Source organism: Stenotrophomonas sp. 82F1, assembly GCF_056861525.1.
Genome location: NZ_JBSPUD010000021.1, coordinates 54910 through 76508, shown reverse-complemented (window position 1 = coordinate 76508; position 21599 = coordinate 54910). Strand labels below are relative to the sequence as shown.

Here is a 21599-nt window from a genome sequence, read left to right as displayed (position 1 = left end):
AAAAGGCGGCACCTGCTGGCGCCGCCTGACTGTATTGTGGGGACAAATGCGGCCGGAATCGACTCCCGGCGGTTTCAAGGCCCGGCTGCGGTGTCTCAGCCGTTCAGCACCGGCGTGGGCGGGGTGGCGGCATCGCCGTTTGCCGGGGCCAGCGCCTCCAGCGTGAACAGCGCATCGGGCAGGCGCTTGAACTGCTCGGCCAGCTCCATCAGGAACTCGTTCATCGCCGAGCTGCGGCGCCAGATCATGGCGATGCGCCGGCTGGGACGGCCCTCGCCGACGAAGTCGAGCAGGCGGATGTTGTTCGAGCGCGGCACCGGCGGCTGTACCGACAGGCTGGGCAGCAGGGTGATGCCGACGTCGGCAGCGACCATCTGTCGCAGTGTTTCCAGGCTGGTGGCGCGGAATTCGGACTTTTCATTGGCGCCGAACAGGCGACAGACTTCCAGCGCCTGGTCACGCAGGCAGTGGCCGTCTTCCAGCAGCAGCAGCTTCTGTGTGGCCAGTTCCTGTACGTCCAGATGCTCGCGCGTGGCCAGCGGATGGCGGCCTGACACGGCCAGCAGGAACGGCTCCTCGAACAGGAATTCGGCATGCAGCTGGTCGTCGATCACTGGCAGCGCCAACAGTGCGGCGTCCAGTTTGCCTTCGCGCAGGCGCTCCAGCAGCACATCGCTCTTTTCTTCCACCAGCAGCAGTTCCAGCTCGGGGAAGCGGCTGCGGATGCGCGGAATCACGTGCGGCAGCAAGTACGGGCCCAGGGTCGGGAAGATCCCCAGGCGCACGGTACCCGCTTCCGGATCACGGCTGCGCCGCGCCGCTTCCTTCAGTTGTTCCACCTCGGACACGATCACCCGTGCCCGCGCGGCCGCTTCCTGGCCTGCAGGGGTCAACATCACCTTGCGCGGCGCGCGTTCCACCAGCGGCAGGCCCAGTTCTTCTTCCAGCTTGCGGATCTGGGTCGACAGCGTCGGCTGGCTGACGAAGCAGGAGGCGGCGGCCCGGCCGAAGTGCTTGTGATCGGCCAGGGCCACCAGGTATTTCAGGTCACGCAGGTTCATCCTCAGACCTCTCGGGGTACTGCACCGGCAGGGCGTTGCCCCGCCGGTTGATGGTGCTCCCGATGGCCTGGGAACGTTGGATCAGGCCGCTTCGGCCACCGCACCGCTGCTCTTGGGAACCGAGGAGCGGATCAGGTGATCGAAAGCGCTCAGTGCGGCGGTCGAACCGGCGCCCATCGCGATGATGATCTGCTTGTAGGGTACCGTCGTGCAATCACCCGCGGCGAACACGCCCGGCAGATTGGTCTGCCCGCGGTCATCGATGACGATCTCGCCACGCGGCGAAAGGGCCACGGTGTCCTTCAGCCACTCGGTGTTCGGCAGCAGGCCGATCTGCACGAAGATGCCTTCCAGTTCGACGCGATGGGAATCGCCGCCGACACGGTCCTTGTAGACCAGACCGGTGACGCGGCTGCCGTCGCCCAGTACTTCGGTGGTCTGCGCGCTGGTCAGCACGGTGACATTGGCCAGGCTGCGCAGCTTCTTCTGCAGCACTTCGTCGGCGCGCAGGCTGGAATCGAATTCCAGCAGGGTCACATGCGACACGATGCCGGCCAGATCGATGGCGGCTTCAACGCCGGAATTGCCACCGCCGATCACCGCCACGCGCTTGCCCTTGAACAGCGGGCCATCGCAATGCGGGCAGTAGGCCACGCCCTTGTTGCGGTACTGGTCTTCGCCGGGCACGTTCATCTGCCGCCAGCGGGCGCCGGTGGACAGGATCACCGAGCGCGACTTCAGCACCGCGCCGTTTTCCAGCTGCACCTGCACCAGGCCGTCTTCACCGGCCGGCACCAGCGCAGTGGCGCGCTGCAGGTCCATGATGTCGACCTCGTATTCGCGCACGTGCTGCTCCAGCGCCGTGGCCAGCTTCGGGCCTTCGGTCTCCTTCACCGAAATGAAGTTCTCGATCGCCATGGTGTCCAGCACCTGGCCACCGAAACGCTCGGCGGCGATGCCGGTACGGATACCCTTGCGCGCGGCGTAGATCGCCGCAGCGGCGCCGGCCGGGCCACCACCGACCACCAGCACGTCGAAGGCGTCCTTGGCGCCGATCTTCTCGGCATCGCGCTTGCTGGCATTGGTGTCCAGCTTGGCCACGATCTGCTCCAGCGTCATGCGACCCTGGTCGAACACCGCACCGTTGAGGTACACGGTCGGCACCGACATGATCTCGCGCTGCTCGACTTCTTCCTGGAACAGCGCACCGTCGATGGCCACGTGCTGGATGCGCGGGTTGAGCACCGCCGCCAGGTTCAGCGCCTGCACCACGTCCGGGCAGTTCTGGCAGGACAGCGAAAAGTAGGTTTCAAACTTGTATTCACCTTCCAGGTTCTGCACCTGCTCGATCAGCTCGGCGGTGGCCTTGGACGGATGCCCACCGACCTGTAGCAGGGCCAGCACCAGCGAGGTGAACTCGTGGCCCATCGGCAGGCCGGCGAAGGTCAGGTGGATGTCCTGGCCCGGCGTGCCCAGGTCGAAGGACGGCACGCGGCCCTGGCCATCACGCAGCACCTGCAGCGAGATCTTGTCCGACAGGCTTTCCAGGGTCTGCAGCAGGTCCAGCATCTCCTGCGACTTGGCACCGTCGTCGGCATGCGCGGTGATCTGGATCGGGCGGGTCACGCGCTCCAGATAGGTCTTCAGCTGCGACTGCAGGTTGGCGTCCAACATGGTCTTCTCCTGGCTTCAGGCAAAACGGGGGCGTGGCACCGCTGTAGAAGGTAGCGGACCAGCGAGGGGGTAGGGGTGAACCCAAGACAGCGACCGTGGAAGGGGCTGGCTGGCCAAGGCTGGCGCGCGTTGGCTGTCTTGGGTTCACCCCCACGCCGGCGGGGGGACCGGCACGGGGATGAAAGGCGCGCCGCAGCGTGGGGCTGCGGCAGGCCGGTACTGCGGGTACTGCTTTAGATCTTGCCGACCAGGTCCAGCGACGGGGTCAGGGTCTTTTCGCCTTCCTTCCACTTCGCCGGGCAGACCTGGTTCGGGTTGGCGGCGGTGAACTGGGCAGCCTTCAGCTTGCGCAGGGTCTCGGAGACGTCACGGGCGATCTCGTTGGAGTGGATCTCCAGGGTCTTGATCACGCCTTCCGGGTTGATGATGAAGGTGCCGCGCAGGGCCAGGCCTTCTTCTTCGATGTGCACGCCGAAGGCGCGGGTCAGCTGGTGGGTCGGGTCGCCGACCAGCGGGAACTGGGCCTTGCCGACGGCCGGCGAGGTTTCGTGCCAGACCTTGTGCGAGAAGTGGGTGTCGGTGGTGACGATGTAGACCTCGGCGCCGGCCTTCTTGAACTCGGCGTAATGGTCAGCGGCGTCTTCGATCTCGGTCGGGCAGTTGAAGGTGAAGGCTGCCGGCATGAAGATCAGGACCGACCACTGGCCCTTCAGGGTGCTGTCGGAGACCTTGATGAACTCGCCATTCAGGTAAGCATTGGCTTCGAACGGCTGGATCTGGGTGTTGATCAGGGACATCGTTTTTCCTCTGGGTGAAGGGGAGTGGGTGAATCGACAGGAGCTAGGTTACCGGTTCCATTTCGATAAGGACAATGCATTGATTGCATCTATTTGATAGATACAGGCTATCAAAATCAAATGAGCAGGCACTGAACCCGGCCACGTCCATCCTGCAACTGCCTGTGTGACAAGGAAAATCTTCCTGGACGTGTGAAGAGCGCTGATAGCCCCTCTTTATCCCCTCTGGCGGAACCTGAACGGATTCCAGCATGTTGTAGCGTCGAGCCATGCCCGGCTGTGGATCCGTAGAGCCGAGCCCACGCTCGGCTGTGGACCTGTAGCCGAGCCTACGCTCGGCTGTTCCAGAAGCAGCCGAGCATCGGCTCGGCTCTACAATTGCCGGATGTCTCTGCAACCCGAACCCACCCTGCGCCAAGTCGTGACCGACGCGAGTACCCGGCTGGGCGGCGTCGACGCCCGCCATGAGGCCGAACTGCTGCTGCTGCATGTGCTGGAGCGACCGCGCAGCTGGTTGTTCGCGCATGCCACCGATCCGTTGCCGGTCGCCGAACAGGCCGCTTTCAAGGCCCTGCTGGGCCGTCGCCTTGCGGGTGAACCGGTGGCTTACCTGACTGGCCACCGTGGCTTCTGGACACTGGACCTGGAGGTCGACCCGGCCACTCTGATTCCGCGCCCGGAGACCGAACTGCTGGTGGAGCTGGCGCTGGACCGCCTGCCACCGGACCGCGCGCTGCAACTGGCCGACCTCGGCACTGGCAGCGGCGCCATCGCCCTGGCCCTGGCCAGCGAGCGGCCGCAGGCGCAGGTACTGGCCACCGACGCCAGTGCCGCTGCGCTGGCGGTGGCGGCCCGCAACGCCGCGCGCCACGAGCTGGGCAACGTCCGTTTTGCCGAAGGTGGTCACGACTGGTACGCGCCGCTGCGCGGCGAACGCTTCGATCTGATCGCCAGCAACCCGCCGTATATCGCCAGCGACGACCCGCACCTGGTGCAGGGCGACCTGCGCTTCGAACCGGCCACCGCGCTGGCCTCCGGCGTGGATGGGCTGGACGACATCCGTCGCATCGTCGCCGGCGGCGCCGACCACCTGCAGCCAAGCGGCTGGCTGCTGATCGAGCACGGCTGGGACCAGGGCGATGCCATCCGCGCGCTGTTCGAGCAGGCCGGCTACAGCGACGTGCAGACCGTGCAGGACCTGGAGCAGCGCGACCGGGTCACCCTGGGCCGGCGACCGGCCTAGAATGGGGGTTCTCCTGCCAAGGGCAGGGCACCACCACGGAGCTGCAAGCATGCGTACGCTGTACCCCGCCATCACCCCCTACGACGTCGGCACCCTGAAGGTCGACGACCGCCACACGCTGTACTTCGAACAGTGCGGCAACCCGGACGGCAAGCCGGTGGTGATGCTGCATGGTGGCCCGGGCGGCGGCTGCAGCGACAAGATGCGCCAGTTCCACGACCCGGCCAAGTACCGCATCATCCTGTTCGACCAGCGCGGCGCCGGTCGTTCCACCCCGCACGCCGATCTGGTGGACAACACCACCTGGGACCTCGTCGCCGATATCGAGAAGCTGCGCGAGCACCTGAAGGTCGATCGCTGGCAGGTATTCGGTGGCAGCTGGGGCTCGACCCTGGCGCTGGCCTATGCCCAAACCCATCCGCAGCGCGTGACCGAACTGGTGCTGCGCGGCATCTTCATGCTGCGCCGCTGGGAACTGGAATGGTTCTACCAGGAAGGCGCCAACCGCCTGTTCCCGGATGCGTGGGAGCACTACCTGAAGCCGATTCCGGCGGTGGAGCGCCACGATCTGATCTCTGCTTTCCATCGCCGCCTGACCAGCGAAGACGAAGCAACGCGTCTGGATGCGGCCAAGGCCTGGGCGGTGTGGGAAGGCGCGACCAGCTTCCTGCATGTGGACGACGACTTCATCAACAGCCATGAAGACCCGCACTTCGCGCTGGCGTTTGCCCGCATCGAGAACCACTACTTCGTCAACGGCGGTTTCTTCGAAGTGGAAGACCAGCTGCTGCGCGACGCGCACCGCATCGCCGACATTCCGGGCGTGATCGTGCACGGCCGCTACGACGTGGTCTGCCCGCTGGCCAACGCCTGGGACCTGACCAAGGTGTGGCCGAAGGCGAAGCTGGAGATCACCCCGGCCTCCGGCCACTCGGCGTTCGAAGCCGAGAACGTCGACGCGCTGGTGCGCGCCACCGATAGTTTCGCCTGATCGGGTCGTGGTAGAGCCAGGCCATGCCTGGCTGCTCTCGTGTTGAATCATCCACGCATGGCGTGGATCTACTACGGCCCAGTAGAGCCAGGCCATGCCTGGCTGCTCTCGCGTTGAATCATCCACGCATGGCGTGGATCTACTGCGGGTCGGTATCCACGCATGGCGTGGATCTACTACGGGTCGGTATCCACGCATGGCGTGGATCTACTACGGGTCGGTATCCACGCATGGCGTGGATCTACCAATCCCCGGCGAGCAACGCCTCGGCCAGCACCTGCAGCTTCGGCGAGTGTTGCCGCGACGGCGGATAGATCAACGACAACGCGCGGCTGCGGCCTTCAAACGGCTGCAGCACGCGCTGCAGGCGGCCATCGGCCAGCGCATCGGCCACGGCGAAATCCATCACCTGCACGATGCCGATGCCGGCAATGGCTGCCTCCACCAACGGGTCGCCGCAGTCGAACACCATCCGCGTCGGCGGCGTGACCTCGCGCAGCTGCCCGTCCTGCAGGAACTGCCAGTCCACCAGCCGGCCGCTGCGCAGGTTGCGCACCGCCAGGCAGGCATGGTCCTGCAATGCCGCCACATCGGCCGGCTCGCCCTGCGCGGCCAGGTAGGCCGGGCTGGCCACGGTCACCCAGCGCAGTGGCTTCAACGGACGCGCCACCATCCGCTGGTCGGCGATGGTGCCGGTGCGCAGGGCGGCATCGAAGCCTTCCTCCACCAGATCCACCAGCCGGTCGCTGAGCACCGCTTCCACCTGCAGCTGCGGATGCTGCTGCAGCAACGGTCCCAGCAACGGCACCAGCACCTTGCGCCCGAACATCGACGGCGCGCTGATCTTCAACGTGCCCGACGGCATGCAGGGGCGGTCGGCCAGCAGCCGCTCGGCGTCCTCCATTCCGCACAGCAACGGTCCCACCTGCTCGACGAACTGCTGGCCATCCGGGGTCAGCGCGACGTTGCGCGTGTTCCGCTGCAGCAGCTTCACCCCCAGCGAGGCTTCCAGGCGGCCGATCGCGCGCGACAGCCCGGACTGGCTCAGGCCGAGCTGGCCGGCGGCCACGGTGAAGCTGCGCGCCTCGGCTACCTGCACCAGCATGCGCACGGCATTGAGGTCCATCGAGGATCCATTCATGCCGAAAATCATGACAGAAATCGCACTTAGGGGGTTTATTGATGCACCGGCATCAATGAGACTGCCGTCCCCCCTCCGAACCGGGCGCCGCATGCCTCCCCTGAAATACCCGCGCTGGGCGCTGACCCTGCTGGCCACCGCGCAGCTGATCATCGCCCTGGACGCCACCATCATCTTCGTGGCCCTGCACGACATGGGCCGCGCGCTGCAGATCAATGCGCAGCAGCTGCAGTGGGTGGTCAGCGCCTACACCGTGGCCTTCGGTGGCAGCCTGCTGCTGGGCGGGCGTGCGGCCGATCTGCTGGGCCGGCGCCGCTTCTATCGGCTGGGCATGCTGCTGTTCGCGCTGGCCTCGCTGCTGGGCGCGCTGGCGCCCAACGCCACGCTGCTGATTGTGGCGCGTGCGGTGCAGGGCATCGGTGCGGCGCTGCTGTTCCCGGCCACCCTGGCCCTGATCAATACCCTGTATGCGGAAGGCCCCGTGCGCAACCGCGCGCTGGCGATCTGGAGCATGGCCAGTGCGGCGGGCCTGGCGCTGGGCACGCTGCTGGGCGGCGTGCTGACCCAGGCCTTCGGCTGGCCGGCGGTGCTGGCGGTGATCGTGCCACTGGCCACGGCCTGTGCGGTTGCCGCGGGCGCGTGGCTGCCGGCCGATGGCCCGCGCGTGCGCGGGCGTTCCTTCGACCTGGCCGGTTGCCTCACCGTCACCGCCGGCGGCAGCCTGCTGGTCACCACCCTGGTGCAGGGACCGGAGTGGGGCTGGACCGCGCCGGCCACGCTCATCTGCCTGCTGCTTTCCGCGGTACTGCTGACAGTGTTCGTGCAGATCGAAAAGCGCAGCCGTGACCCGCTGATGCAGTTCGCGCTGCTGCGGCTGCCCGGCCTGCGTGCAGCACTCGGCCTGACCTTCGCGTTCATGAGCAGCTATGGCGTGCAGTATTACTTCCTGGCGCTGTACTTCCAGGATGGTTACGGCTGGAGCCCGCTGCAGGCTGGCATGGCCTTCCTGCTGCCGACGCTGGTATGCACCTTCGGCATCCGCATTGCCGAGCGCATGCTGCGGCGCCGTTCGCCGCGACAGGTGCTGGCATGGGGCTTCGCCGCCGGTGCCGTCGGCATCGCCGCGGTGGCGCTGGCGATGCCGCACGGCGCCGGCTACTGGCCGCTGCTGCCGGGCATCGTGGTGCTCAGCGTCGGCCAGGGCATGAGCTGGACGGCGATGTGGATCGTGGCCGGGCAGGGCGTGCCGGGGCCGCAGCAGGGTGTAGCCTCCGGCATGGCCGCCACCGCACAGCAGATCGGCGGCGCGTTGGGGCTGGCGGTACTGGTGATGGTGGCCAATGCCGCGCGCGGTACGCAGGCAGCAACCAGTGCTGATGCCCTGCAGGGCATGGTCAATGCACAGTACGGTGCCGCGCTGTTCGCCGCGCTCGGCGTGGTCATCGCGCTGGGCCTGCGTCCGGCACGGGTAGACTGCAGCTCTCCCGACGCCCTGCCCAACGACGCATGATTGCATTGCTTGATCTTCGCCGGACGCTGGAGGCGTTTGCCGCCTGCAATGACGACCACGACGTATGGGCGTCATTCGGTTGGGTGCACGCCACCGATGGCGATCTGCTGGCGGCGCGTTTCTGGTTGCCGGCCGATGAAGACGCCGCGTTCGATGATGACGGTGAGGTGCCCGAGGCCGCGCAGGCGCTGGGTCTGAAGACCTACCTGGAACCGGCCACGTTCGCTGACGTCCTGGATGTGCAGAAGCGCCAGCGTCCGCTTTCTTCCCTGCACGATTACGCCGAAGCGTTGGCGTACTACGCCGAGTACGACGCCTTCCTGCAGGTGGACGGTGTCGATGAAGCACTGGGCGAGGCGGGTGCCGTCGAGCAGGCCGCCGCACGCGCCGCCGGTGTCGGGCCGGGCATCTTCGCCGCGTTCGGGTTGACGCTGGCGGGCTGTGCGGACGAGCAGATCAAGGCTGCGGCACAGCGCGTGGCGCGTCTGTTGGATATTCCGGTGGGCGAGGCGTTGGCACGCTGCCGCGCGTTGCCGCTGGTGCTGGGCGAAGCCCTGGATCGGCGTCGCGCGCAGGCGATCAAGGAGGATTTTGCAGCGATCGGCGCGACCGTGCAGGTGCACGGCTTCAGGCCGTTCCCGTGGATGGATGCGCCCGTGCTGCGTTGACGAAAATCATCCACGCATGGCGTGGATCTACTGGGAACCGGCCTCGTTCGTTTGTCGCCGGATGCGGATGTCCGTCAGCGCTGCAGTAGATCCACGCCATGCGCGGATGCGGTCATCCGAACGCCAACAACCGCGGCTGCAACGCGCTGAAAATCCGCGCCAACCGCTCCGCCCATGCCTGCTGCCCGGCTTCATCGGCAATCAGGTCCTGGCGGATCTCCAGTTCCACATGCACCAGGCCACGGCCTTCGCCATGCACCGGCACCGCGTAGTCGCTGCTGCGGTTGACCGAATACGGTTCGTTGTCGCCCACCACCAGGTCGCCTTCATCGCGCAGTGCCTGCAGCAGGGCGTGGGCAAAGCGCGTGTCCTGGTGGTACAGCACGCCGGCGTGCCACGGACGCTCAACGCCGTTCATCACCGGGGTGAAGCTGTGCATCATCACCAGCAGCGTCGGCCGTCCCGCATCGCGGCGCGCATCCAGTTCGGCATCGATGCGTGCATGGTAGGGCGCGTGGATCGCATCGATGCGCTGCTGCCGCTGCGCGGTCGACAGCCCGGCATTGCCTGGCACCACGGTGTGGTCGCTGACCTCGGGGATCAGCGTGGGCGAAACCAGCGGGCGGTTGCAGTCGATCAGCAGCCGCGAATAGGTCTGCTCGATCGCCCACGCATCCAGCCGCTTGGCCAGTGCACGGGTGGTGCCGCCGATGCCGATGTCCCAGCCGATATGGCGGTCCAGTTCGGTCTGCGGCAATCCAAGATCGGCCAGCGCACGCGGCACCTGCTGGCCGGCATGATCGGCCAGCAGCAGGAACGGCGAGGCGCCCTGCGACCGGTGGATCGTGTAGATCGTCGGGTCGTCGGCGCTCAGCAGCGCCGGCAGCGCGTGCAGGCCGGCATCAGCCACGGGGGCGGCCGTCCAGATGGTGCTCGATCATCCACAGGCCGGCCCACAGCTTGGCATCGGCTTCATAGCCTTCGGCCATTTTCTGCACCAGCCAGGCGGCCGCCTGCGTACGCGGAACCTCATGCACCGTGATGTCTTCGCTCTCGTCGCCGCCGCCTTCGCCGATGCGACGCAGGCCGGTGGCGCGGACGAAGGCGATCTTCTCGCTGCTGGCACCGGAGGAGGTAGGACCGATCATCAGCACTTCGGCGTGCTCGGCGGTCCAGCCGGTTTCCTCTTCCAGTTCGCGTACCGCGGAAACTTCGATGGACTCGCCCGCATCGATGTCGCCGACCAGCCCGGCCGGCATCTCGATGGTCGGTGCCTGCAGCGGTACGCGGAACTGTTCGACGAACAGCACCTTGTCCTCGGGGGTCACGGCGATGATGATCGCGGCCAGGCCGCCGGCGTGGGTGCGTTCGCTGTACTCCCAACTGCCGCGCACGACCATGCGCTGGTACTTGCCTTCGTAGACGACACGCGGTGCTTCGGTATTGCGCTGGCTCATGCGGGCTCGCTGGAAGTGGAAACGGGGTCGGAAATGCCGGCGGCATTGAACAGCCGGCGGCGGGTCATGGGGCCGAAGCGCAGGGTCTGGCACAGGCCGCCGAGCAGCTCCGGATCGGCCGCCTGGCGCGGCATGCCGGGCTGGCAGCCTTCCAGTGGGGCGTCCAGTGCGATGGTGGTCAGCTGGCGCCAGAGCTGGGCATGCTCGCGCTGCTCACGCAGGCGCACCGCCATCTGCGCCGCGCCGCGCAGGCGCAGGAACGGCACTTCGTCGAGGCGTTCGTACAGCACGTCCATGCTGCCGAAATGGGCCAGCAGCACGGCCGCCGACTTGGCGCCGACACCGCTGATGCCCGGAATGTTGTCGACCGCATCGCCACACAGCGCCAGGTAGTCGGCGATCTGGTGCGCGTGCACGCCGTGCCGGGCCTTTACCCCGGCCACGTCCCAGCGCTGGTTGCGTGCGTAATCCCATTGCTCGTCGTGGTCGAGCAGCAGCTGCGACAGGTCCTTGTCGGCGGAAATGATCACGCCGCGATGGCTGGCGCGATGGCCATGCAGGGCGCTGCCGATCAGGTCGTCGGCTTCGTAATCATGATGGGCCAGCACCGCCAGGCCGAGCGCTGCGCACAACGCCTTGCAGTGCACGAACTGGCGCTTGAGCGCTTCCGGTGCCGGGTCGCGGTTGGCCTTGTAGGCCGGGTACAGGCGGTGGCGGAAGCCGCTGTCCAGCGCTTCGTCGAAGGCGATGGCGATGTGCCGCGGGCGTTCGCGTTCCAGCAGGTCGAGCAGGAAACGGGCGAAACCATGCACGGCGTTGGTCGGCCAGCCCTGGCTGTCCTGGAACTCGTCCGGCAGCGAATGCCAGGCGCGGAACACATAGATGCTGGCGTCGACCAGGTACAGCGGCGGCGGTGCCGGCAGGGTCATGCCGGTGGGGTCCAGTCACGCAGCAGCGCCATCGGGTCCGGGCGCTCGCGCTCGGGCACCTCGGCCTTGGGCGTGCCGATGTGGATGAACCCGGCGATGCCTTCGCCTTCGGCCAGCCCCAGATGCGCGTGCACGGCGGGATCGAAGGCCATCCACGCGGTCAGCCACTGCGCACCGAAGCCCAGCGCCTGGGCCGCCTGCAACAGGGCAAAGCACACGCAGCCGGCGGTCATCAGCTGTTCCTGCGCGGGCACTTTCGGGTCCGGGCGCGGGCTGGCCACCACCACGATCACCAGCGGTGCATGGCTGAAGCGCTGGCGGTCCTTCTCGAACACGGCATCGCCGGCATGCGGGTCGCGCTCACGGCTGCGCGCGGCCAGGAAGTCGCCCAGAGTGTGACGTGCATCGCCGGCGATCCTCAGGAAGCGGAACGGTACGCGCTTGCCGTGGTCGGGCACGCGGACCGCCGAGGTCAGCATCCGCTGCAGGGTGGCCGGGTCTGGTCCGGGCTCGCCCAGTTGCCGCGAGGGCACCGAACGGCGGGCATCCAGGGCAAGCAGGGCAGCTGGGTCGGGCATGGAGTCTGAACCGGTCATCACGGGTCGCTGATTATAGTCGGGGAGGTAGATGACGCCGTTTGTGTCGCGTCAGGCCCCTGAATAGCAAACTGTGATGAACATCATGCCACTGGCGGATCACGGAGCCCCGCTTACCCTCGCCTCGCAGGCCCTGCACGGCTTACGATACGCAATACTGCCGGGCCGCCGTTCATGAGGTTTGAAGTGAGGACTGTTTCACTGTCCGTGATGGGCTGGCCGGCCTACCATCGAGGGACCGGTGCATGGGGTGTACCGGCCGTCGCGATGTCCATGATGTCTGTCGCACCAGAGAAGGTGGGGAGCCTTCCCGAATGATGAGCGCGCCCACTCCGATGGGATCGCCGGGCCGTGACCCGGCCCAGCTCCAGCTTGCCCGGGACATCGTCCTGCCGGCGTTGTGCCAGGCCTTTGGCGCGGCACTGGCCCGCTTCGATGATGCCCTGTTCGACCGTGCCGGCAATGCCGGCTCGTCGCAGTTGCTGTTCCTGGACGCGATGCGCGAGCTGCGCCGCCGCCGTGAGGACATTGCCGGTGCCTTCGCCGGCCACCTCGGCCATGCCTGGGCCGGCCTGGCTGCGGGCGAGCCCGTCTCTGCCGAGCTGACCCTGTCCGGGCAGGCCCAGGACGGCCTGAGCCTGGTACCGGAACATGTACTGGAATCGCGGTTGGCGGTGCGCAACTTCGCCACCGTGCTGCTGCGCGACTTCAAGCCGGTGCTGGCGCGGCTCGACCGCCGCCTGGGCTGGCTGGGCGGCGGTATCGACCTTGATGCCGACCGCAACCCGATCAGCCCCGAGCATCTGGGCGTGGCCATCCACGAAGCCTTCGCCGGCTGTGAGCTGGCCCCGGAAGTGCACCTGGTGCTGATCAAGCTGTGCGAGCGCGACCTGCGCGCGCCGGTGGGCCGGATCTACGAGAAGCTGGACGAGCACCTGGCCGCGGCCGGGGTGATGTCGCAGATGGGTGCCCCGCGCCGACCGCTGGCGGCGGCCCCGGCGCAGCACGTTCCGCATGGCCTGGATGATCTGGTCGAGCAGCGCACGGCACCGGGCTTCGACAACGAATTCAATGACGACGAACAGGCCGCGCCAGCCTGGGCGCAGCGTTTTGCCGCGCGCTGGTCGGAGCGTCGTGGCCACATGCAGCAGCATGCCGGTGGCGAAGAGAGCGCGTCCGGTGAAGCCTATTCCGGCCAGCAGGGCATGCTGCTGGAAGCGCTGCACGAACTGCTGCAGCAGACCCGCCACGTGCGCGAGGACGCGACCTCTGCGGCGCAGGTCGCGGTCGGCCAGCACCGCCCGTTGAGCCAGCGCGAAATGATGTCGGTGCTGTCGCTGCTGCAGGCCACGCCCAGTGCGACCCTGCGCGCGGCGATCGGCGAGGACGGCGAATCGTTAGCGCAGCGGCTGAAGAGCGAAGTGCTGTCCAGCGCCACCCGGCTGGGTGTCGATCCGGGCCAGACCCGGCTGGACGCGCAGGACGAGGATGCGATCGACCTGGTCGGCATGCTGTTCGATGTGATGCTCGATGAGCGCGAGCTGGAAGGCCGCTCGCGTGAGCTGATCGGCCGCCTGGTGGTTCCGTTCGTGAAGGTGGCGATGCTGGATCGCCGCATGTTCGTGCAGAAGACCCACCCGGCGCGCAAGCTGCTGAACTCGCTGGCCGAGGCCTGCGAGGGCAACACCGGCGAAAGCCAGGCCGAGCGCATGCTGATGGCCAAGGTGGAAGAGATCATCGAGCGGCTGGTCGCCGAGTTCAACGAGAACCTGGCGATCTTCCTGACCCTGGAAGAAGAATTCCGCGATTTCCTGGTACAGCACCGCCGTCGCGTGGAAATCGCCGAGCGCCGGGCCGCCGAGACCCAGCGCGGCCAGGAAAAGCTGGAAATGGCCCGTACCCGTGCCGGCGCCGAACTGGATCGCCGTATCGGCGATGCCACCCTGCCGCCGGCGATCGCCGAATTCCTGCGCCAGCCCTGGCAGCACCACCTGACCCTGGCGCTGCTGCGCGAGGGCGAGGAGGGGGCTTCGGTGGCCGAGGCACTGACCCTGGCTGATGGCCTGCTGGAGGAAGTGGCCGAGGCGCGCCGGCAGATTGTCGGCAAGCCGTGGCTGCAGGCCTGGCAGCCGCTGCTGGCCAAGGTGTTTGCCAGCGTCGGCGTGCATGGCGACGCTGCCACCGCAGCCGTCGACGCGCTGCACGACACATTGCAGGGCATCGCCGAATCGCGACCGGAGCTGGAACGCGCGTTGCCCGAGCTGCCGCAGGTGGTGCTGCCCGCACCGCCGGCACCGGAAACGCCGGCCGTGGAGCTGGGCAGTAGCTTCAATACCGACGATTTCGACAACGCCGACGCCGATCGCTTCCGCCGGATGGAAATCGGCAACTGGCTGGACTTCGTCGACAAGGATGGCAAGGTGCAGGCCGGCAAGCTGTCCTGGATCAGCCCGATTTCTTCGCGCCTGCTGTTCGTCAACCGTCGTGGCGTGCGCTTCTGCGTGGCCTCGCCCGAGGAACTGGCGGTGATGGTGCGGCTGGGTCGGCTGCGTCCCCACGTTGACGATGGCGCCTTCGACAGCGCCATGCAGGGCGTGCTCGACCGTCTCGACCCGGGCGGCGCGACGCTGCACTGAGCCGCGTACGCCTGCTAGGATCGGACCCACTCACCGATCAGCGGGAATCTGCATGGCCGTGGCGTTGCTGGGGATCAAGGAGACCGCGCCGGGCGAACGACGCGTTGCGCTCACGCCGGAGACGGCGCGCAAGCTCGGTGCGCTGGGCATCACCGTGTGGTATCAGCCCGGTGCGGGCCAGGCCGCCGGTTTCAACGATGCCGCCTACGACGACGCAGGTGCCCGCGCCTTCGATGCCGCCCGTTGGGCCGAGATCGACATCCTGCTGTGCGTGCAGGCGCCACCCGCCGAGGTGCTGGCCCAGCTCAAGCCGGGCGCCAGTGTGGTCGGCCTGCTGACTCCGGCCGCCGACCCGGCGCTGGCCGCGTTGGCTTCAGATGACCGCCTGCACCTGTTCCCGCTGCAGCAGCTGCCGCGCACCACGCGCGCGCAGGCGATGGACGTGCTCAGTTCGCAGGCCGGCATGGCCGGCTACAAGGCGGCATTGATCGCTGCCGAACGTGCGCCGCGTTTCTTCCCGATGCTGACCACCGCGGCCGGTACCGTGCGTCCGGCCAAGGTGCTGGTGATCGGCGCCGGTGTCGCCGGCCTGCAGGCCATCGCCACCTCGCGCCGCCTGGGTGCGCAGGTGGAGGGCTTCGACGTGCGCCCGGAAACCCGCGAGCAGATCCAGTCGCTCGGTGCGCGCTTTCTCGATCTCGGGGTAAGTGCGGTAGGCGAGGGTGGTTATGCGCGGGCGCTGACCGACGAAGAGCGCGCCGAACAGCAGCGGCGCCTGGGCGACCATCTGCGCAGCGTGGACGTGGTGGTCTGCACTGCCGCCGTGCCGGGACGCCGTGCGCCGACGATCGTCACCGCCGCGATGGTCGAAGGCATGGCCGCGGGTAGCGTGATCGTCGATCTGGCCGCCGAGAGTGGCGGCAACTGCGAACTGACCCAGCCCGGCCAATGCATCGAGCACCAGGGGGTGACCATCGATGGCCCGCTGGGCCTGGCCAGCCGGGGCGCCACCCAGGCCAGCGAGATGTATGCGCGCAACCTGATGAACTTCGTCGCCCTGTTCGTGCGCGACGGCCAGCTGGGCTTCGACTGGGAAGACGAACTGCTGGCCAAGACCCGCTGGCAGGCATGATCGGCATGGGGTCAGATCCCTTTGCCTGCGGCAAAGGGATCTGACCCCCGTTCTCGCCCGCAGATCGCGGGTTACCGCGGCTTCGCCGGCGGTGGGTTGTCGCGCACCCATTCCCTGCGTTCGTCCGCGCTCATCTGTGACCAGCGCTCGCGCATGGCATCGCGCTGGGCCGGGCTGAGGTCACGCATCTGGCCGAACAATGCCCGGGCCTGCTCACGCTGTTCCGGGCTCATGTGTTCGAAGCGGCGCAGGCCGCGGCGGGCCTTGTCGCGCTCTTCCGGGCTCATCGACTGCCAGCGCTGGCCGTGCGACAGCATGCGTTGGCGCTGCGCGGGATCGGCGCCGTTCCAGCGGTCACGCAGCGGCGCCAGCAGCGCCTCGCGCTGGGCAGGGCCCAGCTGTTCCCAGTTTGGCAGCGGCGTGGCAGCAGGTGCCGGCCGGGTGGCAGGCACCGGTGCGGAGGCCTGCGCCAGGGCCGACGCAGCCGGCAACAGGGTCAGGGCGATCAGCAGGGGCAGGGAGGGGTATCGCAGCATGGGTTCACTCCATCGCCAGGTCGTTGTCGCCCAACCACAGGTACAGATCGGGATTCTCGTCGTACAGCGCGCCATTGTCTTCTTCTGCGGCCGCGATCGGCGTGGTGGTAGCGCCCTGATGCTCGCCCGGGCCGACGAACTGGACACCGACGCCCAGCGCGATCACCAGCGAACAGGCGCTGGCCAGCCACCAGCGCCAGCGACCGGCGTGCGCCCTGCTGGCGCTGTGACGGGCATTACGCAGGCGTGCCAGCGTGGCCGGCGACAGCGCCTGCAACGACTGCGCGTGCAGGCTGCGCAGGGCGTCATCGGAAGGCAGGGGGCGGTTCACGGGTGCATCTCCAGTTGATTCTGCAGCGCCTGTCGGGCGCGCGCCAGATGGGTCTTTACCGCGCCCTCGCTGCAGCCCATGGCGCGGGCGGTGGTGGCGCCGTCCAGATCCTGCAGCACGCGCAGGGTGAAGGCTTCGCGCTGGCGGGCGGGCAGCTCGCGCAGCGCCTGCACCAGCTGCTGGTACTGCTGGCGCTGCTCGTGCGCCTGCGCAGGGTCCGGGCCGGGATCGGCCCAGTCGATCTCGCCACCCTCCGCATCCTGGTTGTCGCGCCAGAACGGCAGGCGGAAGCGGCGACGGCGCTGCACGTCGATCACCCGCCGGCGCAGGATGCTCCAGAACAGCGGCGCCCACTCGGCGGCCGGCTTGTCGGCGTAGTCCAGCATGCGCATCAACGCGTCCTGCACCGCATCCATGGCGTCGTCGCGCTGGCGCAGGCCGGCTTCGGCGAAGCGGAACGCGCGGGGGCCGACGCTGGCCAGGAACGCTTCCAGCGACGCCGGCAGGGCATCGGTCTCGGCGCTCGGGGGGACAGGGCTGCTCACCAGCACAGGGTACGGTTCCTCGGCAGGGGTCACCATCGACAACGCGTGAGTGCCGGCGTGGTTGACCGGGACGCGCGCGGGGTTCAGCCCGTGGTTATGATGGGGCGACGAAGACAGAGCAGGAGCGTTGCCGGTGAGTGACGGGTTCGTGGCGCTGTACATCTTCATGCTGGCCGCCATTGCCGGCCACGTGATCATTTCCCGGGTCCCGGTGATCCTGCATACCCCGTTGATGTCGGGCTCCAACTTCATCCACGGCATCGTGCTGATCGGCGCGATGGTGGTGCTGGGGCACGCGCAGACACCGCTGGAGAAAATCCTGGGGTTCCTTGCCGTGGTGCTCGGCGCCGGCAACGCAGCCGGCGGCTATGTGGTCACCGCGCGCATGCTGGAGATGTTCAAGCCGAGCGTGCGCAAGACCGGCAACGATGAACCGAAGGAGCCGCAGGCTTGAACATCAGCACCGTCGAACTGCTCGATTGGCTGGTCAAGGCCAGCTACCTGGTTGCCGCCACCCTGTTCCTGCTCGGCCTGCAGCGCATGGCCTCGCCGATGACCGCCAGCAGCGGTATCCGCTGGGCGGGGCTGGGCATGCTGCTGGCCACGGTGGCGACCTTCTTCCTGCCGGAACTGCACAACGTGCCGCTGATCCTGGTGGCGCTGCTGCTGGGGGCCGGACTGGCCTGGTGGTCGGCGGGCAAGGTCGCGGTCACCGACATGCCGCAGATGGTCGCGCTGTACAACGGCATGGGCGGTGGCTCGGCGGCGGCCATCGGTGCGGTGGAACTGCTGCGCTATGCCTTCCTGGCCAACCGCGATACCACCCACTGGAGCGCGCAGGCGCTGGCCGACCTGGCCGCGCGGCAGCCGTCCGGCACGGTACTGGTGCTGGCCGTGGTCGGCGCGGCGATCGGTGCGGTGTCGCTGTCCGGTTCGGTGATCGCCTGGGCCAAACTCGATGGCCGCCTCGACAAGCGCGTGACCTGGCCGGGCCAGCAGGTGATGAACCTGCTGGTGGCGCTGGCCGTAGTGGTGCTGGGCATCATCGCTGCCAGCACGCTCAGCACCTGGGCCATCGTCGCCTTCTTCGTGCTGGCGCTGGCGCTGGGCGTGTTGATGACGCTGCCGATCGGTGGCGCCGACATGCCGGTGGTGATCTCGCTGTACAACGCGTTCACCGGCCTGGCGGTGTCGTTCGAAGGCTATGTGCTGGGCAACGAGGCGTTGATCATCGCCGGCATGATGGTCGGCGCAGCCGGCATCCTGCTGACCCGGTTGATGGCCAAGGCGATGAACCGGCCGATCCGCAACGTGCTGTTCTCCAATTTCGGCGCTGGCGCCGGGGGGGAAGCACAGGCGATTTCCGGTTCGCAGAAGCCCATTGAAGCTGCCGACGTGGCCGCGATGATGGGCTTTGCCGAACGTGTGGTGATCGTGCCCGGCTATGGCATGGCCGTGGCCCAGGCCCAGCACAAGATCTGGGAACTGGCACAGCGCTTGATCACGCGCGGGGTGAAGGTGAAGTTCGCCATCCACCCGGTGGCCGGGCGCATGCCTGGGCACATGAACGTGCTGCTGGCCGAAGCGGGTGTGCCCTACGACCTGATCGCGGACATGGACGACATCAATCCCGAATTCGCCACCACCGATGTGGTGCTGGTGATCGGCGCCAACGACGTGGTCAATCCGGTGGCGCGCACCGATCCGGCCAGTCCGATCTACGGCATGCCGGTGCTGGACGTGGTCAACGCCCGCAACGTGGTGGTGATCAAGCGCGGCAAGGGCACCGGCTTTGCCGGTATCGAGAATGCGCTGTTCTACGCCGACAACACGCGCATGCTGTACGGCGATGGTGCCGAGGCGGCGGCGTCGCTGGTCAGCGAACTGAAGGCGCTCGACGGCGGGCATTGAGGCCGTACCGGTAGCGCCGGGCCATGCCCGGCGGCTTTTCGTGCAGACCGCTGCGCTCGCCGGGCATGGCCCGGCGCTACCACCCCATCCACGCATGGCGTGGATCTACCAGACATGTCCACGCATGGCGTGGATCCATCAGGGCATCACCGGCGCGATCAACGCGCCAGCCAGGCACCTACGGCAATGCCTACCGCCAGCCACAGCCATTCGACCACGCCGTTGGCCAGGGTGATCAGCGTCCAGGCCAGGTGCGGGCCCATCCGCAGCGAGGCGTCCCACGGGTTCAGGCCCATCGAGCCGCCCATCCAGGCACTGGCGATGGCCCAGTTCGCGATGGCGGCCACCAGCAGCGTGCCCAGCACGACCAGGGCGATGCGCAGCTTGCCGGGGCCAAGCGTGCCCAGACGCAGCATGAACACCAGTTCCAGGGCGGTCAGTACCGCCATCCAGCCGACCGGACGGCCGGTGAACAGGGCGATCAGCATCCAGGCGAGGGGGGCGGTGGCCAGCGCCAGCAACAACATGAAGGGCCAGAGCCAGGTAACGGTCCTGGCACGTGCGGCATTGGAGGACATCGAAGCTCCTGAAGGTCGCCCACAGGATACTGTGGTTTGCCGCAGTGCACCGGCGAGGGCCGGGCGCCTACGTTAGAATGCCGTCTTGCGTGGCTTCGGCCGCAGCCCCATATCGGTCCCCATGTATTCCCGTAGCAGCGAACCTGTCCACTTCGAACGCGATTGCGAGGCCGTGATGGTCCCGCAGGGCGACACCGTGACCCTGCCCGCCGGCAGCTATGGGTACATCACCCAGGCGCTGGGCGGCAGTTATTCGGTGTTCGTCGAGGGCAATCTGTTCCGTATCGCCGGCAAGGATGGCGATGCCATCGGCAAGGAGGCGCCGGCACCGCTGGAGCTGCCTGACGATGCCAGCGACGAGCAGGTCGAACAACTGGTGTGGCAGCAGCTGCGCACCTGTTTCGACCCGGAAATTCCGGTGAACATCGTCGAACTGGGCCTGGTCTACGAGGTCGAGATCAAGCACCTGGACGAAGGGCAGCGCGAGATCGACGTGAAGATGACCCTGACCGCGCCCGCGTGCGGCATGGGTGACATCCTGGTCGACGACGTGCGCAGCAAGCTTGAAATGATCCCGACGGTGGCCGAGGCCGACGTCGAGCTGGTCTTCGACCCGCCGTGGAACCAGCACATGATGTCCGAGGCCGCCCGGCTCGAAACCGGCATGCTTTGACCCACGGCCCGCAGTGACGCGGGCCCGGCATTACCCGCAACCAGAACAGGAAATCTCCGGTGTCCCAGTCCATTCCCAGCTTCGCCGTCACCCGTTCGGACCACCCGCGCAGCGCTGAAGAGCGCGCCCAGATCCTGGAGAAGCCGGGCTTCGGCCTGCACTTCACCGACCACATGGTGGAAGTGCGCTGGGACAAGGACACCGGCTGGCACAACGCCAACGTGCGTGCCTACGGCCCGCTGCAGCTGGACCCGGCCGCGGCCGTGCTGCACTACGGCCAGGAGATCTTCGAGGGCATCAAGGCCTACCGCCATGCCGATGGTTCGATCTGGACCTTCCGCCCCGATGCCAACGGCCGTCGCCTGCAGCGTTCGGCGCAGCGCCTGGCGCTGCCGGAACTGCCGGTGGAGATCTTCGTCGAATCGCTGAAGCAGATGATCGCCGTCGACAGCGCCTGGGTGCCGTCGGCCGATGAGTCGAGCCTGTACTTCCGTCCGTTCATGATCGGCGACGAAGCCTTCCTCGGCGTGCGCGGCGCGCACAAGGCCGGTTACTACGTCATCGCCAGCCCGGCCGGCCCGTACTTCGCCAAGGGCGTCGCCCCGGTGTCGATCTGGCTGTCCACCGAGTACGCGCGTGCGGCCAAGGGCGGCACCGGTGCGGCCAAGTGCGGTGGCAACTACGCCGCGTCGCTGCTGCCGCAGCAGAAGGCGCAGGCACAGGGCTGCTCGCAGGTGCTGTTCCTGGACCCGGTCGAAGGCAAGTACCTGGAAGAACTGGGCGGCATGAACGTGTTCCTGGTCTACAAGGACGGCACCCTGGTCACGCCGGAACTGTCCGGCAGCATCCTCGAGGGCATCACCCGCGAGAGCATCCTGCAGCTGGCCCGCGACCGTGGCATGAAGGTCGAAGAGCGCAAGGTCAGCATCGACGAGTGGAAGCAGGGCGTTGCGTCGGGCGAGATCGCCGAAGTGTTCGCCTGCGGTACCGCTGCGGTGGTCACCCCGATCGGCCAGCTGAAGGGCGAAGGCTTCTCGGTGGGTGACATCAATGCGCCGGCCGGCGAAGTGACCATGTCGCTGCGCAAGGAACTGACCGACATCCAGTACGGCCGCCTGCCGGACCGCCACGGCTGGCTGGTCAAGCTGGGCTGATCGCCCGCATTGAACTGTAGAGCCGAGCCCACGCTC

The 21599-nt window shown here is 67.6% G+C and carries 22 protein-coding genes; 10 read left to right on the top strand and 12 right to left on the bottom strand.

Going from position 1 to position 21599, the window contains the following annotated elements:
• Positions 1-95: 95 nt before the first annotated feature.
• From AC13GI_RS17625 to ahpC, 3 genes are all read right to left on the bottom strand, one after another.
• Positions 96-1061, bottom strand: coding sequence for a LysR substrate-binding domain-containing protein (locus AC13GI_RS17625; protein WP_380650937.1), 966 nt, complete (start codon positions 1059-1061; stop codon positions 96-98).
• An 81-nt stretch (positions 1062-1142) separates the two neighbouring features.
• Entirely contained in the window at positions 1143-2735 is a 1593-nt protein-coding gene (ahpF, locus tag AC13GI_RS17620; protein ID WP_099820236.1) for an alkyl hydroperoxide reductase subunit F, read from the bottom strand.
• Between the two features lie 233 nt (positions 2736-2968).
• The gene (gene ahpC / locus AC13GI_RS17615; RefSeq protein WP_025877950.1) at positions 2969-3532 is read right to left on the bottom strand and encodes an alkyl hydroperoxide reductase subunit C; all 564 of its coding nucleotides are present in this window, start codon (positions 3530-3532) and stop codon (positions 2969-2971) included.
• A gap of 385 nt (positions 3533-3917) precedes the next feature.
• On the opposite strand from ahpC, the gene prmC reads away from it, so the two are divergent.
• The gene (prmC, locus tag AC13GI_RS17610; RefSeq protein WP_099820235.1) at positions 3918-4775 is read left to right on the top strand and encodes a peptide chain release factor N(5)-glutamine methyltransferase; all 858 of its coding nucleotides are present in this window, start codon (positions 3918-3920) and stop codon (positions 4773-4775) included.
• A gap of 49 nt (positions 4776-4824) precedes the next feature.
• Positions 4825-5766, top strand: a complete 942-nt coding sequence (pip, locus tag AC13GI_RS17605; protein WP_032977488.1) for a prolyl aminopeptidase — start codon at positions 4825-4827, stop codon at positions 5764-5766.
• 241 nt (positions 5767-6007) lie between these two features.
• Here the strand turns inward: pip and AC13GI_RS17600 are convergent, their stop codons facing one another.
• Positions 6008-6892, bottom strand: a complete 885-nt coding sequence (locus AC13GI_RS17600; RefSeq protein WP_482996950.1) for a LysR family transcriptional regulator — start codon at positions 6890-6892, stop codon at positions 6008-6010.
• A gap of 106 nt (positions 6893-6998) precedes the next feature.
• Between AC13GI_RS17600 and AC13GI_RS17595 the strand changes: the two genes are divergently transcribed.
• Both AC13GI_RS17595 and AC13GI_RS17590 read left to right on the top strand, forming a co-directional pair.
• The gene (locus AC13GI_RS17595; RefSeq protein WP_482996942.1) at positions 6999-8417 is read left to right on the top strand and encodes an MFS transporter; all 1419 of its coding nucleotides are present in this window, start codon (positions 6999-7001) and stop codon (positions 8415-8417) included.
• Positions 8414-9085 carry a DUF7716 domain-containing protein gene (locus AC13GI_RS17590; RefSeq protein ID WP_482996941.1) on the top strand — a complete coding sequence of 224 codons (672 nt, stop codon included), beginning with the start codon at positions 8414-8416 and terminating at the stop codon, positions 9083-9085. Before AC13GI_RS17595 ends, AC13GI_RS17590 begins: the two co-directional genes overlap by 4 nt.
• Before the next feature lie 112 nt (positions 9086-9197).
• On the opposite strand, the gene AC13GI_RS17585 is transcribed toward AC13GI_RS17590, so the two are convergent.
• From AC13GI_RS17585 to AC13GI_RS17570, 4 genes are read right to left on the bottom strand one after another with little or no spacing between them, the layout of a single operon-like run.
• On the bottom strand, positions 9198-9995 hold the full coding sequence (locus tag AC13GI_RS17585) for an N-formylglutamate amidohydrolase (protein WP_482996940.1): 798 nt from the start codon (positions 9993-9995) through the stop codon (positions 9198-9200).
• Positions 9988-10542: an NUDIX hydrolase gene (locus tag AC13GI_RS17580; RefSeq protein ID WP_049463930.1), complete on the bottom strand. Its 555-nt coding sequence runs from the start codon at positions 10540-10542 to the stop codon at positions 9988-9990. Before AC13GI_RS17580 ends, AC13GI_RS17585 begins: the two co-directional genes overlap by 8 nt.
• The gene (locus tag AC13GI_RS17575) at positions 10539-11471 is read right to left on the bottom strand and encodes a 5'-3' exonuclease (RefSeq protein WP_482996939.1); all 933 of its coding nucleotides are present in this window, start codon (positions 11469-11471) and stop codon (positions 10539-10541) included. Before AC13GI_RS17575 ends, AC13GI_RS17580 begins: the two co-directional genes overlap by 4 nt.
• The gene (locus AC13GI_RS17570; RefSeq protein WP_482996938.1) at positions 11468-12049 is read right to left on the bottom strand and encodes a nitroreductase family protein; all 582 of its coding nucleotides are present in this window, start codon (positions 12047-12049) and stop codon (positions 11468-11470) included. Before AC13GI_RS17570 ends, AC13GI_RS17575 begins: the two co-directional genes overlap by 4 nt.
• 332 nt (positions 12050-12381) lie before the next feature.
• Here AC13GI_RS17570 and AC13GI_RS17565 point away from each other — a divergent pair, with 332 nt between their 5' ends.
• Positions 12382-14703 (top strand): DUF1631 domain-containing protein, encoded by a 2322-nt coding sequence (locus tag AC13GI_RS17565; protein WP_482996937.1) that lies wholly within the window; start codon positions 12382-12384, stop codon positions 14701-14703.
• A gap of 52 nt (positions 14704-14755) precedes the next feature.
• Positions 14756-15835 (top strand): NAD(P) transhydrogenase subunit alpha, encoded by a 1080-nt coding sequence (locus tag AC13GI_RS17560; RefSeq protein ID WP_482996936.1) that lies wholly within the window; start codon positions 14756-14758, stop codon positions 15833-15835.
• A gap of 71 nt (positions 15836-15906) precedes the next feature.
• Here AC13GI_RS17560 and AC13GI_RS17555 read toward each other — a convergent pair whose 3' ends face one another.
• The 3 genes from AC13GI_RS17555 to AC13GI_RS17545 are packed head-to-tail and all read right to left on the bottom strand — an operon-like array spanning position 15907 to position 17283.
• Positions 15907-16371: a DUF3106 domain-containing protein gene (locus AC13GI_RS17555; protein ID WP_100551625.1), complete on the bottom strand. Its 465-nt coding sequence runs from the start codon at positions 16369-16371 to the stop codon at positions 15907-15909.
• Between the two features lie 4 nt (positions 16372-16375).
• Positions 16376-16702 carry a hypothetical protein gene (locus AC13GI_RS17550; protein ID WP_099820226.1) on the bottom strand — a complete coding sequence of 109 codons (327 nt, stop codon included), beginning with the start codon at positions 16700-16702 and terminating at the stop codon, positions 16376-16378.
• Complete coding sequence (locus AC13GI_RS17545) at positions 16699-17283, bottom strand: RNA polymerase sigma factor (RefSeq protein ID WP_380650969.1); 585 nt, start codon at positions 17281-17283, stop codon at positions 16699-16701. The genes AC13GI_RS17550 and AC13GI_RS17545 overlap by 4 nt, the downstream gene beginning before the upstream one ends.
• Before the next feature lie 97 nt (positions 17284-17380).
• Here AC13GI_RS17545 and AC13GI_RS17540 point away from each other — a divergent pair, with 97 nt between their 5' ends.
• Entirely contained in the window at positions 17381-17701 is a 321-nt protein-coding gene (locus AC13GI_RS17540) for an NAD(P) transhydrogenase subunit alpha part 2 (protein ID WP_089238935.1), read from the top strand.
• Entirely contained in the window at positions 17698-19158 is a 1461-nt protein-coding gene (locus AC13GI_RS17535) for an NAD(P)(+) transhydrogenase (Re/Si-specific) subunit beta (RefSeq protein WP_089238937.1), read from the top strand. Before AC13GI_RS17540 ends, AC13GI_RS17535 begins: the two co-directional genes overlap by 4 nt.
• 158 nt (positions 19159-19316) lie before the next feature.
• Here AC13GI_RS17535 and AC13GI_RS17530 read toward each other — a convergent pair whose 3' ends face one another.
• Positions 19317-19736 carry a hypothetical protein gene (locus AC13GI_RS17530; RefSeq protein WP_099820223.1) on the bottom strand — a complete coding sequence of 140 codons (420 nt, stop codon included), beginning with the start codon at positions 19734-19736 and terminating at the stop codon, positions 19317-19319.
• A gap of 121 nt (positions 19737-19857) precedes the next feature.
• Here AC13GI_RS17530 and sufT point away from each other — a divergent pair, with 121 nt between their 5' ends.
• Both sufT and AC13GI_RS17520 read left to right on the top strand, forming a co-directional pair.
• Positions 19858-20409 (top strand): putative Fe-S cluster assembly protein SufT, encoded by a 552-nt coding sequence (gene sufT / locus AC13GI_RS17525; RefSeq protein WP_025877975.1) that lies wholly within the window; start codon positions 19858-19860, stop codon positions 20407-20409.
• Between the two features lie 59 nt (positions 20410-20468).
• A complete protein-coding gene (locus AC13GI_RS17520; protein WP_482996935.1) occupies positions 20469-21563 on the top strand; it encodes a branched-chain amino acid aminotransferase in 1095 nt (364 codons plus the stop codon).
• The last annotated feature ends 36 nt before the right edge of the window (positions 21564-21599 follow it).

Bases quoted from the DNA above. Each gene is read 5' to 3' on its own strand.
- AC13GI_RS17600 (WP_482996950.1), bottom strand. From the start codon at position 6,892: ATGGACCTCAATGCCGTGCGCATGCTGGTGCAGGTAGCCGAGGCGCGC.
- AC13GI_RS17565 (WP_482996937.1), top strand. From the start codon at position 12,382: ATGATGAGCGCGCCCACTCCGATGGGATCGCCGGGCCGTGACCCGGCC.
- ahpF (WP_099820236.1), bottom strand. From the start codon at position 2,735: ATGTTGGACGCCAACCTGCAGTCGCAGCTGAAGACCTATCTGGAGCGC.
- AC13GI_RS17530 (WP_099820223.1), bottom strand. From the start codon at position 19,736: ATGTCCTCCAATGCCGCACGTGCCAGGACCGTTACCTGGCTCTGGCCC.
- AC13GI_RS17545 (WP_380650969.1), bottom strand. From the start codon at position 17,283: ATGGTGACCCCTGCCGAGGAACCGTACCCTGTGCTGGTGAGCAGCCCT.
- AC13GI_RS17580 (WP_049463930.1), bottom strand. From the start codon at position 10,542: ATGAGCCAGCGCAATACCGAAGCACCGCGTGTCGTCTACGAAGGCAAG.
- prmC (WP_099820235.1), top strand. From the start codon at position 3,918: ATGTCTCTGCAACCCGAACCCACCCTGCGCCAAGTCGTGACCGACGCG.
- pip (WP_032977488.1), top strand. From the start codon at position 4,825: ATGCGTACGCTGTACCCCGCCATCACCCCCTACGACGTCGGCACCCTG.
- sufT (WP_025877975.1), top strand. From the start codon at position 19,858: ATGTATTCCCGTAGCAGCGAACCTGTCCACTTCGAACGCGATTGCGAG.
- AC13GI_RS17575 (WP_482996939.1), bottom strand. From the start codon at position 11,471: ATGACCCTGCCGGCACCGCCGCCGCTGTACCTGGTCGACGCCAGCATC.
- AC13GI_RS17570 (WP_482996938.1), bottom strand. From the start codon at position 12,049: ATGCCCGACCCAGCTGCCCTGCTTGCCCTGGATGCCCGCCGTTCGGTG.
- AC13GI_RS17560 (WP_482996936.1), top strand. From the start codon at position 14,756: ATGGCCGTGGCGTTGCTGGGGATCAAGGAGACCGCGCCGGGCGAACGA.
- AC13GI_RS17555 (WP_100551625.1), bottom strand. From the start codon at position 16,371: ATGCTGCGATACCCCTCCCTGCCCCTGCTGATCGCCCTGACCCTGTTG.
- AC13GI_RS17590 (WP_482996941.1), top strand. From the start codon at position 8,414: ATGATTGCATTGCTTGATCTTCGCCGGACGCTGGAGGCGTTTGCCGCC.
- AC13GI_RS17595 (WP_482996942.1), top strand. From the start codon at position 6,999: ATGCCTCCCCTGAAATACCCGCGCTGGGCGCTGACCCTGCTGGCCACC.
- AC13GI_RS17625 (WP_380650937.1), bottom strand. From the start codon at position 1,061: ATGAACCTGCGTGACCTGAAATACCTGGTGGCCCTGGCCGATCACAAG.
- ahpC (WP_025877950.1), bottom strand. From the start codon at position 3,532: ATGTCCCTGATCAACACCCAGATCCAGCCGTTCGAAGCCAATGCTTAC.